Source organism: Pseudomonas sp. NPDC087615, assembly GCF_044743445.1.
Classification (GTDB): domain Bacteria; phylum Pseudomonadota; class Gammaproteobacteria; order Pseudomonadales; family Pseudomonadaceae; genus Aquipseudomonas; species Aquipseudomonas baetica_A.
Window position 1 is genome coordinate 59,176 of record NZ_JBIUWM010000029.1, and the last position, 15,175, is coordinate 74,350.

The 15,175-nt window shown below is 60.4% G+C and carries 12 protein-coding genes; 8 read left to right on the forward strand and 4 right to left on the reverse strand.

The window, feature by feature from the left end; genetic code table 11:
• On the reverse strand, positions 1-543 hold the full coding sequence (tssB, locus tag ACIOU6_RS16095; RefSeq protein ID WP_221732669.1) for a type VI secretion system contractile sheath small subunit: 543 nt from the start codon (positions 541-543) through the stop codon (positions 1-3).
• A gap of 228 nt (positions 544-771) precedes the next feature.
• Between tssB and ACIOU6_RS16100 the strand changes: the two genes are divergently transcribed.
• The 5 genes from ACIOU6_RS16100 to tssA are packed head-to-tail and all read left to right on the forward strand — an operon-like array spanning position 772 to position 8,279.
• Positions 772-1,218: a type VI secretion protein gene (locus ACIOU6_RS16100; protein WP_221732668.1), complete on the forward strand. Its 447-nt coding sequence runs from the start codon at positions 772-774 to the stop codon at positions 1,216-1,218.
• A gap of 46 nt (positions 1,219-1,264) precedes the next feature.
• Positions 1,265-2,596: a type VI secretion system baseplate subunit TssK gene (gene tssK / locus ACIOU6_RS16105; protein WP_401137801.1), complete on the forward strand. Its 1,332-nt coding sequence runs from the start codon at positions 1,265-1,267 to the stop codon at positions 2,594-2,596.
• 18 nt (positions 2,597-2,614) lie between these two features.
• On the forward strand, positions 2,615-3,379 hold the full coding sequence (locus tag ACIOU6_RS16110; RefSeq protein ID WP_401137804.1) for a DotU/TssL family secretion system protein: 765 nt from the start codon (positions 2,615-2,617) through the stop codon (positions 3,377-3,379).
• Entirely contained in the window at positions 3,376-7,200 is a 3,825-nt protein-coding gene (locus ACIOU6_RS16115) for a type VI secretion system protein (RefSeq protein ID WP_401137807.1), read from the forward strand. Before ACIOU6_RS16110 ends, ACIOU6_RS16115 begins: the two co-directional genes overlap by 4 nt.
• Positions 7,197-8,279, forward strand: a complete 1,083-nt coding sequence (gene tssA / locus ACIOU6_RS16120) for a type VI secretion system protein TssA (protein ID WP_221732664.1) — start codon at positions 7,197-7,199, stop codon at positions 8,277-8,279. The genes ACIOU6_RS16115 and tssA overlap by 4 nt, the downstream gene beginning before the upstream one ends.
• Here the strand turns inward: tssA and ACIOU6_RS16125 are convergent.
• Together ACIOU6_RS16125 and ACIOU6_RS16130 are read right to left on the reverse strand one after the other, a co-directional pair.
• A complete protein-coding gene (locus ACIOU6_RS16125; RefSeq protein WP_221732663.1) occupies positions 8,276-9,244 on the reverse strand; it encodes a 2-hydroxyacid dehydrogenase in 969 nt (322 codons plus the stop codon). The two genes, tssA and ACIOU6_RS16125, sit on opposite strands and share 4 nt — an antisense overlap.
• A 259-nt stretch (positions 9,245-9,503) precedes the next feature.
• On the reverse strand, positions 9,504-10,028 hold the full coding sequence (locus ACIOU6_RS16130) for a cysteine hydrolase family protein (protein ID WP_401137811.1): 525 nt from the start codon (positions 10,026-10,028) through the stop codon (positions 9,504-9,506).
• A 777-nt stretch (positions 10,029-10,805) separates the two neighbouring features.
• Between ACIOU6_RS16130 and ACIOU6_RS16135 the strand changes: the two genes are divergently transcribed.
• The 3 genes from ACIOU6_RS16135 to ACIOU6_RS16145 all read left to right on the forward strand — a co-directional run bounded on the left by ACIOU6_RS16135 (position 10,806) and on the right by ACIOU6_RS16145 (position 14,660).
• Positions 10,806-11,171: a DUF6124 family protein gene (locus ACIOU6_RS16135; RefSeq protein ID WP_401137814.1), complete on the forward strand. Its 366-nt coding sequence runs from the start codon at positions 10,806-10,808 to the stop codon at positions 11,169-11,171.
• 487 nt (positions 11,172-11,658) lie between these two features.
• Entirely contained in the window at positions 11,659-12,936 is a 1,278-nt protein-coding gene (locus tag ACIOU6_RS16140) for an HAAAP family serine/threonine permease (protein WP_401137816.1), read from the forward strand.
• An 80-nt stretch (positions 12,937-13,016) separates the two neighbouring features.
• A complete protein-coding gene (locus tag ACIOU6_RS16145; protein ID WP_401137819.1) occupies positions 13,017-14,660 on the forward strand; it encodes a SulP family inorganic anion transporter in 1,644 nt (547 codons plus the stop codon).
• A gap of 77 nt (positions 14,661-14,737) precedes the next feature.
• On the opposite strand, the gene ACIOU6_RS16150 is transcribed toward ACIOU6_RS16145, so the two are convergent.
• The coding region (locus ACIOU6_RS16150; RefSeq protein WP_401137822.1) for an aconitase family protein at positions 14,738-15,175 on the reverse strand (438 nt) is incomplete at its 5' end.

Here is a 15,175-nt window from a genome sequence, read left to right on the forward strand (position 1 = left end):
TCAGGCTTGCGGTTCGGCCGGCGCCTCGGCATCAGTTGCCGGGGTAGCGGTGTCTGGGCGGGCCGATTTGATTTCCTGCAAGCCTTCGGTATTGGCGATGACGTCGCGCAACAGCTTGTCCAGGTCATCGTTGCCGTCGAGTTTGGTCAACAGGTCACGCAGACGTTGGCGGGCCTCGAACAGGCGACGCAGCGGCGTGACTTGCTCCACTACCTTGACCGGGTCGAAGTCGTCGATGTGCTTGAAGTTGAGTTCGATGTTCAGCTTGCTGTCGTCGCCGCTGAGGGTGTTGTTGACCTGCAACGTGGCGCGCGGGGCGATCGAGGCGAGTACTTCGTTGAAGTTGTCGCGGTCGATTTCGGTAAAACGCCGCTCGGTCAGTTTCGCCAATGGCTCAAGGGGTTTGCCCGAGAGATCGGCGAGGATGCCGACCACCAATGGCAATTCCTTTTTCTCGATGGCGTTGCCGATTTCGACGTCGTAAGTGATTTGCACTCGGGGCGGGCGCACCCGGTCGAGCTTGTGCTGAGTACTTTCTGCCATGTCGGCGGACTCCGATGCGATGAGCGGGCGCAATGCATCGGGGTGGCCCGTTCATCGCTTTCCCTTGCTGGACCGTAGGTTAGAAAGGGTGGCAGATGAGCTGTCGTTCCTTTGACAAACCTTCTTGGATTCGGCTGTAGGAACCGAACTACCCAAGACGCTAGAACAGGTCTATAAAAATGCAAGCAAAAACATTTTTGGACACGGCCGAGAAAAGGAAAATTCATTTTGTGCGGACGATTTTTTGTAGCGTTTTTGTTGGTGCTTCTGGCGGGCTGTTCTTTCTTCGAGCCGACGGTGGACCTCGACAGCCTGACCCTCGACGTAGCCCCCAAGGCCAACGACGACACGCCGATTGCCGTGGATTTCATCGCCGTCAACGACCCTGATCTGCTCAAACAACTGTCCGGTATCAGCGCCAGTCAGTGGTTTGCCGAGCGCGAACAGTACCAGCGCGACTATCGTCAGTTGATGAGTGTGTGGGGGCTGGAGTTGGTGCCGGGGCAATTTATCGACCACCAACCCTTCCCGCTGGGGGGCAAGAAGGCGGCTGGACTTTTGGTCTTCGCCAGCTATAACACTCCCGGAGCGCACCGCTTGCGCCTCGATGATCAGCGTCAAGCGTGGCTGAAGTTCGACAGTCGCGAGATGAGCCTGGTCAGTCAGGAAAACTGAAACACACCGTCCGCCGCCGGATCGCGGCGAGGTCGAAGGGAGTCGTATGAGTTTGCTACCTGACGCGGTTTGCTGGCATGAAGGCATGCAATTGCTGCCGCAGCATTTTCAGTTGCAGGGGCTGCGGGCCGAAGCACTCGGCGCGCATCTGGCGCACGCATGTAACCCGTGGTTCTGGGGCGTCAGCCACATGGAATTTGACCCGTCGGCACTGAGCGCCGGCGTGGTGCGGGTGGTGTCGTTGCAAGGGACGATGCCCGACGGCTTGCCGGTGGATGTGCAGGCGGGTGTGGGCCCAGTGCTGGAGCTTGATGTCAGCGCGGCGATCAACGCCACTGACGACGCCACGGTCACTGTGTTCCTGGCGATCAGCCCGATGTGGCGCGCCGGACAATTGCTGCCGCTCAAGGGCCGTTTGCAATCGGTCGTCGGCGAGGCGCTGCCGGATCTCACCAGCGGCCAATTCCCTGAATCGATCACGGTGTGGCGACCCAATCCACGCCTGTGCACACAACTGAACAAAGCCGACTCGATCTGCCTGCCGCTGCTGAAAATCCGCAAGGAGGGCGGAGGCTTCCTGGCGCTGGGTTATACGCCGCCAACGCCGATCCTGTTGCCCGAATCTGTGCTCGGTCGACGCATCGCCGGGCTCTGCGCGCGGGCTCGGGAGAAGTGTCTGTTTCTGGGCGGGCGCTTGCGTCAGGCGCAACAGGCCGGCAATCAGGATGATGCGCTGGAAATCCGTCGGCAGTTGACCGCGCTATGGGCACGCTTGCCGGAAGTCGAAGGTTCGCTGAACAGCCGCATTGCCCAGCCGCAAAGGCTCTATGTGCAACTGCTCGGAATGGCCGGTGCATGGTCGGCGCTTGATCCGCTGGCGGGCGTGCCGGCGTTTGCACCGCTGGATTTTCTCGAATTGCAGCGCGGTTACGACGCGATGCTCCAGTGGCTGGAAAGCACCCTCGAACTGATCCGCGCCGGCTATCGCAGCCTGCCGTTCGAACGCAGCGAGCAGAGTTTTTCCATTCAGTTGCCCGATGAGCAACCGAGCCAGCGTCTGGTCATCGGTTTGCGCATGCCAAACGGCGCCAGCGAGCAAGCTGCGATTGACTGGTTGCGCGGCGCGATCATCGCCTCGGCACCACACATCTCGCTGCTCAGTCGCCAGCGCATGAGCGGTCTGCCTCATCAAGTGATGAACCGCAGCGAGCAAGTGGCCTACAGCGTGGGCGAGGACACGCGGCTGTTTGTCATCACTGCCGAAGGCGCGTGGTTCGACGCGCAACTGCCACTGGTGATCGCCGCCCCCGCCGCGAAGCTGACCAGCAGTCCGTGGCAAGTGGTGCTGTTTGTCGCCCAGAACAGCGAAAGTGCCTGATCACACAAGGAACGCCGTATGTCGCAAGGAAGTGCCGCAAGCCTGGGGTTGCAGGACGCACCGTTGAGCAGCGCGTTCCGGCAGACGTGGCAGCAATGGCAACAGGATTGGGTGCAATTGCCCAAGGACAGCGACGACGAAGCGGCGCTGGTGGAGACGGTGGTCGAGCTGTCGACGCAGGCGTCGCAACGGCTCTGGCGCACGGCGTATTCGCGGGTCGGTGATTCGGCGACGGATCAGGTCAAGGCACTGGTTTACGCGTTCGTTGCACTGGTCGATGAAACCCTGTTGTTTACGCCCTGGCCGGGGCAAGCGGCGTGGCAGGACAAACCGCTGGAGTCGCGGTTGTACGCCAGCCGTCAGGCGGGCGAGCAAGTGCCGGCGGCCATTCAAACCCTTCTCGATGAACAACAACCGACCACCCGCGATCTGGCCAACGTGTACTTGCAGTGCCTGATTCTCGGCTTCCACGGACGCCTGCGCGGTGAGCACAGTCAGGCGCAACGGGAGAAATGGCGGCTGGCCCTGTTCAACTTTGCCTGGCAGGACGAAGCCACGTATGACGATGTCAGCCAGCGACTGGTGCAACCTTCGTTGGCTGCACCGTTGCAGTTGCCCGTGCGCACCGCGCTGCCGGACGGCTTTCGTTTGGCGCTGGGTATTCTCGCGATGGTGTTGTTGCTGACTGGACTTGGCCAGTTCCTCTGGCGTGACATTCGTTCCGAGCTCGATCCGGTGCTGCAAATGACCGATTCAGTGGCCGCACCGGAGCAAAACTCATGAGCACCCTGACGATTGTCGCGTGGGTCGTCGCGCTGCTGGTGTTGCTGGTCATTGTTGCCGTGGCCGTGTGGTGGCTACGGACCCAGAGCGGCGCGGCGATCCGCAGTTTCTATGCGTCCGTGCGCCATATGGAGCAGGAGCAGGGCAGTCACGATCGTTATCAGATGCCGTGGATGTTGATGCTCGGCGATGAAACTCAAGGCACGCAATTGGTCACCGAGTGGCGATTGCAGCCGACCGATAAACCGGCGTGGTTTGGCCGCTGGTGGTCGGACCCCGAAGGCGCTGTGCTGGTGGTGCCGCAGGCGTTGTTTCTGCCGGACGACGGCATGCATTTGCAGCGCGGTGGCTGGTGGCGACTGCTCGGGTTGATCCTGCGCATGCGCAGCAAGCGGCCGCTGGACGGCGTGATCTGGACAGTGCCGGTCAGCCACCTGAGCAATCTTGAGCAGGCTGCCAGCCTTGGTCTGGCCGCACGCCGACGCTTTATCGATCTGCTGCAACGCTTTGGCTTGAGCGTGCCGGTGTACGTGATCGTCACGGGACTGGAAGAGTTGCCGGGGTTTCAGGAACTGATCAGCGCCTTGCCCGAGGAGGCCCGTGAACGCACCTTGGGCTGGTCGTCGCCCTACGCGCGCGATGCCGTGTGGCAAGGGCAGTGGAGTGATCAGGCGCTGGATCGAATCCACCGCGCCGTGGCTGAAGCAGTGATTGAAATCGGCACGTTGTCCGGGCAGTTGAGCGCCGACCTGTACGCCTTGCCGGAGCGTCTGGAGACGCTGCGCCGTGGACTTCAGAGCGTGCTCGAACCGGTTTTTCAGGGCAACGCGCAGGGCGAAGCGCCGTGTTTTCGCGGTGTGTATTTGACCGCCAATGAAGCTTCAGAGGACGCCAAGGACGGCTTTTGCGCGGATGACAGCGGCTTGCAGCAGAGCGTGTTCGTGCGCCAGTTGTGGCGTCAGCGTCTGGTCGGCGAACACGGACTGGCCCAAGGCGTGCCGCGTCTGTTGCGTTTGCGTCAGCGTTGGCAGCGGCTGACAGCCGGGGTGGCGTTGGTGGTCGGAGTGGTCTGGGCGGTGGCGATGCTGTGGGTCTGGCACCAGTCGGTCAAGGATGCCCACGAACTGGCGCGGCTGATGCAGGGCGCGCAAAAGAGTTACGTGGCGGTCACCGATGAGGCGCATCGGATTGAACCGACCCGGCGCAATGTGCAGAGTTTCTGGCGGGTGCTGGAGCGAGCACCGCAATGGCGCTACGTTTCGCTGGCATTTCCGTCCTCTTGGTTTTCATCCCTGGACACCCTGCTTGAGCAGGAGCTGTTCCGCTCAGCCCAGGGTCATATGCTCGTGCCGCTGCATGAACTGCTGGTCGCTGAACTGGCGAAAATCAAAACGATCCGCGCCACTGATCGGCGCAGCAGCATTGAAAGTGAAGACCCGGCGCAGTGGAAAAACTATCAAAAGGCCACGGATCTGGTGGACCGGGCATTGCGTCTGGAGCAGCAGAACCAATTGTTTGGCGAAGTGCAGAACAATCAGCGGGCACCGCTCGACGATCTGGTGCAACTGAGCAACAGCGCTCTATCACTGAACCTCAATGCCGCGACATTGCCCCATGCCGCGTATTACAACCGGTTGTTGGCGGCGGGTGATGGCGGCAATTTGCAGGCGTTGGATTTGAGCGTCGAGCAGCCGCTGATACTGAGCAACTTCAACGGGTTGATGGAGCTCTGGCTCAATCAGTATTTCCTTGCCGACAACTTTGTCAGCAAGGCCGGTTACCTCAAATTGCACCTGGAACAACTGGAGGCCGGCAGCGGCAACAGCCTCGGTGAACTGGAAGAACTGCGCGCACTGATTGATGGCCTGCAAGGGGCGATTTCCATGACCAACGCGGCGTGGGGGCGCGGCAAGGGCCAGGAACTGGTGCCCGGCTATCGCGCTTTTCTCGACAAGGTGCACAAGAGTTCATTGTTGGGGCCAACCGTGGAGCAACAACTGGAAAACCAGGCCAGCAAATTGCAGCAGAGTTTTCGTGACCAATGGATCGCCCGCGCAGGTTCACGGGACAACTTGCTGGTGCAGCAAGGGAGTGGACAACTGGCGCTGCAGGAACACGTGATCAAACTCGATAACGCCCTGCAGTCGCTATTCAAACGCGATTTTCTGGCGGTTGCCTTGCGCGCCAATCAAGACAATGTGGACATGCAAGGCCAGACCGTGGACGGCGATGACTTCAATCTATCGTTGAGCTATTTCGCCAGTTACAAAAGCTACGTGGCTGAAGAACTGCCTCGGATCCCACCGGCCTATCGCGGCGCGGTGTTGCAAGCCGCCGAAAACGCCGCCGCCCAGGCGATGTGGCTGGGCCTCAAGGATCACGACGACCGAACTCAATCGTACGCGGTGTTCAACGTGCGCGCCGAACAGGCCATGGCCCTGCAAAAAGCCTTTGTGGAACTGCGTCGCAGTGATCTGGCAGCACGTTTGCAAGGCGGGCTGAACCGCCGGGCGATGGCGCAGATCGTCAGTGGCCTGAATGAAATCAGCGACCAGCCACTGTTTGGCGGGCGCACTGAAGTCAGCCAGTGGGACGGCTCGAAAAACCTCGGTCTGCAACTGTACGGCGCCAGTGATGTGCAGGACTTGAAGCTGAGCCTCAAGCAGCAGTTCAACACCATGCTCGGCATCACCGAACGGCGCACCTCGGCGTTGCAATGGCTGATGACTCAACAGGGCAGTCTGTCGGCGCTGGATTACGAGCGGGTGACGCAGTTCAGCGCGCTCAACGACGACTTGCTCAAGTACAAGGATTCGAACCCGGCCAGCTCACCGGCGCAGATCGAGCAACTGGTCAGCCGCGACTTCATCGAGATGGATACCGCCTCGTGCGAACAAGTATTGCAGACCGCTAATGTTGCTCCCGGACGCAGCACGCTGGCGATGCGTGCCGTGGAACTGCAACAGTCCGCCATGCAGCGTTGCCAGTCCCTGCAACAGCAACAGGCCTCAGCGGCATGGAATGAACTGGCCAACTATTTCAATCAATACCTGGCCGATCGCTTTCCCTTCGCCAATGGTGTGCAAGCGCAGGATGCCGACCCGGCAAGGGTTCAGTATTTCCTCGACATCATCGACAAACGCTTGCCGGTGGCGCAGGCCGGACTCGTCCTGAGCCAGACACCGGAACGGCTGGCGGCGGAAGATTTTCTCAATCGCCTGAAGCAGGCGAGTGTCTGGCTCAAGCCGCTGTTCGTGCGCGACAAGAGCGGCATCCTCGGCGTTGAACTGGATGTGCGTTGGCGTACCGATCGTGATGATGAAAAGGGCGCCGATAAGGTGATTGCCTGGAGCCTGCTCGCCGGCCGTCAGGAGATCAACTACCCGGCAGCCGAGGAGCCGAATCTGCGCTGGAGGGTCGGCCAGCCTATTCGCCTGACCCTGCGCTGGGCGCGTAACGGCAAGGAACGTCCGGTCAACGATCCGCTGCAACCGAACCTGGTGGTGCGCGATCTGGAGGCAGGCTGGGAGTACGGCGGGCCGTGGTCGCTGCTGCGCCTGATGCGTGCGCATTTCTCGGTTCAGCGCCAGCCGAGCATGGATTACACCGATTTCCCGCTGGCCCTGCGTTTGCCGGTGACCGGGGCGCCCGACAGCGTTACCAGTGAATTCGCACGGATGTACGTGCGCCTGTCGTTGATGAGTCAGGGCTCGAAACTGCCGCTGTCGATTGCACCGTTGCCCACGCGCGCACCGCACTCACCGTTTCAGTTCACCGGCACGACGACGGCCGCCATTGAATCGCACAAGGAGGGATTGTGAATCTGCCATCGACCCCGTTGCCGGATCTGATTGATCAGTTGCTTGCGCCGATCAGCGCAGAAGCGCCGTGCGGCGTCGATCTGCGGTATGAACGCGAGTTCGACCAGTTGCGCGACCTGCGCCGCGAAGACGACGCCAGCCTGCCGACCGGCGTGTGGCAGTCGACGCTGAAGCGGGCGAATTGGCCGCAAGTCGAAAAGCTTACGACCGCATTGTTGCTGGAGCGCAGCAAGGATCTGATGCTCAGCGCCTGGCTCGGCGAGGCGTGGCTGCACCTGCAGGCGCTGGATGGTTTGCCCAACAGCCTGGCGCTGATTGCCGGTTTGTGTGAGCGTTTTCCCGAGCAGTTGCACCCGCAAGCCGAGGACGGCGACCAGTCATGGCGGGTGATTCCGCTGGAATGGCTGGTGCGTCGATACAGCGAGGTGTTGCTCACCCGGGTGCCGCTGTTCGGCAGTCGCAACAGCGACTTCGAGGCCTATACCCTTGAAGTCTGGCGGCGTTTGCAGGTTCAGCAGGTGCAGGCCAACGACAGCAAGGATGCCAAGACCTCGGTGCAAACCGCGCGCAATGAACAGAAGAAAATCAACGATCAGATCCGCGTTACGCCGCTGGCGTTCTGGCTACGCACCCAAGGCAATCTGCTGCTGAGCCTGCAACACCTGCAACGGCTCGACGCCTGGAGCGAGGCTTATCTGGGCGATCAAGGCCCGGGGTTACGCCCGTTGCAGGACATCATTGAAGCGCTGCTGACGCTGGTTCAGGAGTTTATGGCCATGCACCCACAACAACCGGCGTCGCCCGCGCCAATGCCCGACGTACCCGCCGCCGTGGCGCCATCCACTGAAGAAACGCCTGTGGCCCAGGTTTTTCGCGAACCGGCCAGCCGCGATGAGGCCTACCGCCAATTGCTGCTGATCGCCGAATACCTGGCGCGTACCGAGCCCCATAGCCCGGTGCCGTATCTCATCCGGCGCGCAGTGGAGTGGGGCAATAAACCGCTGAGCGAGTTGCTTGGCGAGTTGATCTCGGCAGATGCCGAGTCACGGCGTTTATGGACGTTGCTCGGGGTGCTTTAGTGCACGCGCAGATTGCTGGTTCTCGACGGCAGTTGAATCGGTGTGAGTACCGGTTGGCCTGAAAAGAACGCCATGAGGTTTTTGCCCACCAACTCGACGGTGCCTCGGGTGGCTTCCGGTGACAGACCGGCGACGTGTGGCGTGAGCAGCACATTGCTGAGGGCTTTCAGCGCCTCCGGCACCTGTGGTTCATGGTCGAATACATCCAGCGCGGCACCGGCGATTCGGCGTTGTTCAAGGGCCGTGATCAGGTCCGCCGTGGCGATTACGCTCGCCCGCGCGATATTGACGATGAAACCTTTGGGCCCCAGCGCATCGAGCACCGGGCGGGTTACCAGATGCTGAGTGCCGATGCCGCCGGGTGTGGCGACGATGAGAAAGTCAGACGCACGAGCCAATTCGGTCGGCGTCGAGCAGAACGCGTAAGGCACGTCACTGCGCACCTGACGGCTGTGATAGCTGATCTGCATGTCGAAACCCAGGCCTGCGCGTTTGGCAATCGCCATGCCCACAGATCCTAAGCCGAGAATCCCCAAATGTTTGCCGGCCAGCGACGGACGCATGATCTTCGGCCATTCACCCCGACGCACGGCAGCATCGCAACGTGGAATGTCGCGCACCAACGCCAGCAGCATGGCCATCGCGTGGTCAGCCACCGACGAGGCGTTGACCCCGGCGCCATTGGTCACAGTGATCCCGCGATCACTGGCGGCTTGCAAGTCGACGTGTTCGTAACCGGCACCAATCACCGTGATGATTTTCAGCGCGGGCAGGGCGGCGATTTCGTCGGCGGTCAGGCCCAAGGGGCCACGGGTGAGCACAGCGTCGATGCGGCCGCCATGGGTGGCGATTGCTTGAGCGCGTTCGGCGGGTGTCGGCGCCAGAATCAGGTGGAAGCCCTGATGTTCAAGAATCGGCAAATAGTCATTGATGGTTTCAACCAGTACCAGAACGGATGCGGGCATTGCGCGGCTCCTGTGATCGTCGGTGTCGAGGGCATCAAATGAGTTTCAGAGTGCTGATAGCAAGGCAGCATGGCAATGGTCGACATTCAAGCATGGGTGCTTTGATTCTGGACGGCTTCGCGCAAGAAGCAAGGGCCTCAGCACACCGGCTATCCAGTGCGCTCAAGGTTGGCGACTGATCGTGTTTGAGCGAGACGGTCAGCAGCCTCGTATCGACGCCGCAGTACGGCGCAGCGGCATCGATTCGCGAGGCGACCCGTCAGAATGTCACATCGGCACTGTTGATTAACCGTGCGAAGGCTGCACCGAGGGTTGCGTTGTGATGGTCGATGATGGCTTGGGCGGCCAACAGCGGAGTGTCCATGCAAGTGTGGGCATCGGCCACCAGCACGGGTTTGAGACCCAGATCGGCGGCGGCGCGACAGGTGCTGTCGATGCAGAACTGAGTCTTCATGCCTACGATGTAAAGCTCTCCGATTTTTTCGGTTTTGAGTTGTTGCGCCAGTTCAGTTCCGTGGAAGGCATTGGGGCGGGATTTGTCGAAGAGGATGTCGATTTCAGCGTCCAGTTCAAGCGCTGGCAGCAATTGCCAGAATGGGCTGCCCGCGGCAATCGGCGAACCTTGCGGGCCAGTGTGGCGCACGGCGAAGATCGGAACGTTTTGTTGACGCGCCTTTTTGATCAGGTGCTGGATGTTGGCGAGCACCCGTTCGCCGTCGTGGGGGTTTTCCGGACCCTGGAACAGACCGACCTGCATATCGATAATCAACAGTGCTGCGCACATGTGTTTCTCCTTGAGTGACAAAAGTTGCCGCACGGACGGGAGAAACAACAAGGCCCCGTCCATTGCTGGCGGGGCCTTGGGTTTGCTGCGCTGGGGTTACCTCAGGCACAAACACCACGACCCGCCGGTGGCGGTCGTGGTGGTACGGGTGAGGTGCAGCGCGCGAAGGTTCATGGGGCTGATCATGCTGGCCGTGTTGCCGGGCTGTCAATGACCGAATCAGGTGAAGTATTGAGCGACGCCGTTGCCGCATGCCCCGTTCTCTTTTTTGACTTCCGCCCGGTTGATGTACACGCCTTTGCGAGCAAGCCCGCGCACAGTTGTGCGCGATACACCCCACCATTAACTGATACTTTCAAACCTGAGTCGCACGTTGGTTACCTGCAATCTGTCAGATATTTCGTCAGCTTTTGTAGCTGATAAACGCAATTCTTGACTTCCGTTTAAAGACATCCGTAGTTACGTGCCAATGCCCACAAATTCTTGCGTCGTTGCCTACGCGTGCGCCAGAATCCGCCGGCTTGTGCGCCTGGAGGGCGGTCGGTAACTTGGTTCGCATCACTGATTTCCAGTGATCGGGCTTAGCGGCCCGGTTTGTTCTCGGTTGCATAAGTCTTATCTAGACGGGCATATGCCTGCGCTTGATGGTGGCTGTGCGCATGGCACCTTCGGGTGCGCCGGGTTTCGAGAACTTACCGGTCCGCTAACTTGCGCATAGCCGCCACCCTTTTGCTTAGCGGCGAGAGGGGAGGCGGCATTACCGGAGGTAAGTTCTCAATGTTCAAGGTAACGCCAAACCCGCCGAATCCCGATCCGGCATCCCCCTACGAATCCCCTGGCTCCAAGAAATTCCACGAAGCCGCCGAGCGCGCCCTCGACCACTACCTGGATCCGCCAACCGCCAAAGTCATGGCCGCGCCCTACGCACCCAATCGCCTGTACATGGCCAACCCCGCCGCCGGCAACGAACCCCTGCTGGCCGATGCGAGCGAAACCCTTGGTTCGGCCAACGTCATGCTCAACAACTTCGCCGCCCTGCTGGAAGGCACCCATCGCCAGACCGCATTAGGCATCGCCCAGAACGTGATGCTGGCTGAACTGGCGGTCAATCAGGTGCTCGATAATCTGGTGCCGACGGAATAAGCCAAACGCTGCGGCGGGGTCATTCGCCTCGCCGCAGTCTCTGTCATGGCTTTGTATGAGGCGGCCTACTCGACTCCCGGATTTTGCCTACGAAACCATCGGATCCATCGGCTTTCCGGCAAGCGATGAGCGCGAAATCATGAGGACACAAAGCAGTCTGAGCAGCCATTGCCAACAGCCAAGGAAGGCCAGTTTTGCATTTCACTTGGATTCATATTGGGTCGATCGGTCTGATCAAGTTTTTTCGGTCACATGCGGCACTGGAGCATGCCTAAAAACGACAGTTAACCTTTCCAGCGCCGACATATGTTTTGCCAAAAGCGACATCCAATAATCTGATCCGCACAACCATTGCTCAGCTAAGTCTTTGCTTCTGTTGATTTATCACGGAGAATCGCGCCCCTGTTTCGGCCGGAGCATGTCTGTCGGTTTTTTCCGACGCGTCCTGACCGAGTGGCAAGTGACCGGAATGCGGAGATCCGACCGGATGAATGAGCAGGCCAATAGCGTCAACGAACGCTATGAAGCAGCACCAGCCGAGCTGTCGAGCTGGAGTCGCCAGGACACCACCTGGATGTTGGGACTGTTTGGGACGGCGATTGGCGCCGGCACCCTGTTTTTGCCAATCAATGCAGGGCTGGGTGGCTTCTGGCCGCTGGTGATCCTCGCGCTGTTGGCTTTCCCGATGACGTTCTACGCACACCGTGGCCTGACCCGTTTTGTGCTCTCCGGTCGCGAAGGCGCCGACATCACTGAAGTGGTCGAGCAGCATTTCGGCATCAAGGCCGGGGCGCTGATCACATTGCTGTACTTTTTCGCCATCTTCCCGATTCTGCTGATCTACAGCGTCGGCCTGACCAACACGGTCGCCAGTTTCCTCGAACACCAACTGCACATTCCGCCGCCACCGCGCGTGATCCTGTCGTTTGTGCTGATCCTCGGCCTGCTGGCGGTGGTACGTTGCGGCGAGCAGGCGATCGTCAAGGCGATGAGCCTGATGGTTTACCCTTTTATCGTCGCGCTGCTGTTTCTGGCGGTGTACCTGATCCCGCACTGGAATGGCGGCATCCTCGCCACCGCTTCGCACGTGCCGGCGCCATCCGCGTTGCTGCATACGCTGTGGCTGGCCATTCCGGTGATGGTGTTCTCGTTCAACCACTCGCCGATCATTTCCGCGTTTGCGGTCGATCAGAAGCGTCGTTACGGCGTTCACGCACAAGAGCGCAGTTCGCAGATCCTGTCCCGCGCTCATGCGTTGATGGTGCTGATGGTGCTGTTCTTCGTGTTCAGTTGCGTGCTGACGCTGTCGCCCGCACAACTGGCTGAAGCGAAGGCGCAGAACCTGTCGATCCTGTCGTACCTGGCCAACCACTTCAGCAACCCGACCATCGCCTTCGCGGCGCCGTTGATTGCATTTGTGGCGATTTCCAAGTCGTTCCTCGGTCATTACATCGGTGCCAGCGAAGGTCTGAAAGGTCTGATCGTCAAGAGCGGCAAGCGTCCGGGTGCGAAGGCGCTGGATCGCATTGTGGCGGCGTTCATGCTGGTCATCTGCTGGATCGTGGCGACGCTGAACCCGAGCATTCTGGGCATGATTGAAACCATCGGCGGCCCGGTGATTGCGGCCATTCTGTTCCTGATGCCGATGTACGCGATTCGTAAAGTGCCGGCGATGGCGCGCTATCGTGGGCAGGCGTCGAACGTGTTTGTCACGGCTGTGGGGCTGGTGGCGATTTCGGCGTTGATTTATTCGCTGACGGCGTAGGCCAAAGCGCCGGATACTCAGCTACAGTGGCCGCTGTGCGTGATGCGCACAGCGGCTTTTTTTCGTCTGGAGACAGTGGATTGTCGAGCGCCCCGCAACCTGTTGAACCCACCCACCGCTGGCAGGATGTACTCGCCGGCCTGTCGATTGCCGGGCTGCTGTTGCCTGAAGCCGTCGCGTATTCGACCATCGCCGCGCTGGCGCCGCAGGCCGGAGTCATCGCGCTGTTTGCCGGTTTGCTCTGTTACGGGTTGTTCGGCACCAGCCGCTTTGCGATTGTTTCGGCCACCTCGTCATCAGCGGCGGTGCTGGCGGCGGCGACGGCGACGCTGGCTGATGGTGATCCACAATTACGCTCGACCTTGGCGGTCGGCTTGGTGCTGGTCACCGGGGCGCTGTTTTTGCTGGCAGGGATCTTTCGTTTCGGCAGCGTCACCGCGTTCATCGCCAAACCGGTGTTGCGCGGATTTGCCTTTGGTCTGGCGCTGACGATCATTCTCAAACAGGTTGCCAGCGTCGTCGGCGTGCACCTGACCGACGCCAATCTGGTGCGCTTCGCCCCGCAACTGCTGGAGCAACTGCCGCAATGGAGCTGGCCGGCGGCTGGCGTCGCTGTTGTGGCATTGGTGTTGCTGGGGCTGTTCTCACGCTTTCCACGGGTGCCGGGTGGCTTGCTGGTGGTGGTGATCGGCATTGTGGCCGGGCAATGGCTGAACCTGCCGGCGTATGGCGTGAAGATGATCGGACTCATCGATCTGAGCCTGGAAGTGCCGAATCTGCCAGTGCTGCCATTTGCTGATTGGCTGCGGTTGGGGGAGGTGGGGTTTGCGCTGGTGATGATTCTGTATGCGGAGTCTTACGGCTCGATCAGTTCGTTTGCGCTCAAGCATGGTGACCGGGTGACTTCCAATCGCGATTTGCTGGTATTGGGGGCGTCGAACCTGTTGTCCGGGTTGTTTCATGGCATGCCGGCAGGGGCGGGGTATTCGGCGACGTCGGCGAATGAGGAGGCGGGTGCGACTTCACGGTGGGCCGGTGGGGTTGCGGCATTGGTGGTGTTGCTGATCGTGCTGACGGTGTTGCCGTGGATCGCCCTGACGCCGGAGCCGATTCTTGCCGCCATCGTCATGCATGCGCTGGGCAGAGGCTTGAGCTTGCAGCCGCTGGGGCGCTACTTCATTTGGCGCCGGGATCGGGTATTGGTGCTCTGCGCTGTGGGCGCGGTGCTGGTATTGGGCGTGCTGGACGGTTTGCTGGTGTCGGTGGCGATCAGTGTATTGCTGATGCTCAAGCAGATGTCGGCGGCGGATATTCAGGTACTCGGGCGGATTGACGGTGGGCATGACTTTGTCGACTTGCAGCGCCATCCGATTGCTCAGGCCGAGCCAGGGGTGCTGATCATCCGACCGAGCGAGGCGTTGTTCTTTGCCAATGTCGAACGGATTCTCGGGGCAGCGTTGCATTTGGTCCGCCATTCGCCGGTGCCGGTGCACACGGTGATCCTCAGTCTGGAGGAAACGCCCAACCTGGATGGCACCAGCATCGAGGCCATGCAGGAGTTTTTTCTGCGGGTGGATCAGGAGGGTAAACGACTGATACTGGCGCGGCTCAAGCATGAGGCCAAGAGTGCCTTGGCGAAGCTGCCAGAGGTCGCTGCCAATGGCGTGATCCTCAGCGGGCTAAGCGTCGATGGCGCTGTCCAGCAAGCCCAAATCCACGGGTAATTTGAGTTCAGTTGCTTTGGGCATAAAAAAACGCCGCTCATCTCACGATGGGCGGCGTTTTTCATTGCGTTGCAGCGTTAGGCTTGAACGACCGGGATGTTGGCGTTCGCAGCAGCTTCACGGAACTCGGCAATTTGGTCGAAGGACAGGTAGCGGTAGATATCGGCCGCCATGCTGTCGATCTTGCCAGCGTATTCCATGTACTCCTCGACGGTCGGCAGGCGACCCAGGATCGAAGCAACGGACGCCAGCTCGGCCGAAGCCAGGTAGACGTTCGCGCCGTCGCCCAGACGGTTCGGGAAGTTACGGGTCGAAGTCGACACCACGGTGCTGTTCGGCTCAACGCGTGCCTGGTTACCCATGCACAGCGAGCAGCCTGGCATTTCCATGCGAGCGCCAGCCTTGCCGTAGATGCCGTAGTAGCCTTCTTCGGTCAGTTGGTGAGAGTCCATTTTTGTCGGCGGCGACAGCCACAGACGGGTTGGCAGCTGACCCTTGACCTGATCCAGCAGTTT

Excerpts from the sequence above, each read along its gene's own strand:
- tssB (WP_221732669.1), bottom strand. The coding sequence starts at position 543 with ATGGCAGAAAGTACTCAGCACAAGCTCGACCGGGTGCGCCCGCCCCGA.
- tssK (WP_401137801.1), top strand. The coding sequence starts at position 1,265 with ATGAGTTTGCTACCTGACGCGGTTTGCTGGCATGAAGGCATGCAATTG.
- ACIOU6_RS16110 (WP_401137804.1), top strand. The coding sequence starts at position 2,615 with ATGTCGCAAGGAAGTGCCGCAAGCCTGGGGTTGCAGGACGCACCGTTG.
- ACIOU6_RS16115 (WP_401137807.1), top strand. The coding sequence starts at position 3,376 with ATGAGCACCCTGACGATTGTCGCGTGGGTCGTCGCGCTGCTGGTGTTG.
- ACIOU6_RS16125 (WP_221732663.1), bottom strand. The coding sequence starts at position 9,244 with ATGCCCGCATCCGTTCTGGTACTGGTTGAAACCATCAATGACTATTTG.
- ACIOU6_RS16130 (WP_401137811.1), bottom strand. The coding sequence starts at position 10,028 with ATGTGCGCAGCACTGTTGATTATCGATATGCAGGTCGGTCTGTTCCAG.
- ACIOU6_RS16135 (WP_401137814.1), top strand. The coding sequence starts at position 10,806 with ATGTTCAAGGTAACGCCAAACCCGCCGAATCCCGATCCGGCATCCCCC.
- ACIOU6_RS16140 (WP_401137816.1), top strand. The coding sequence starts at position 11,659 with ATGAATGAGCAGGCCAATAGCGTCAACGAACGCTATGAAGCAGCACCA.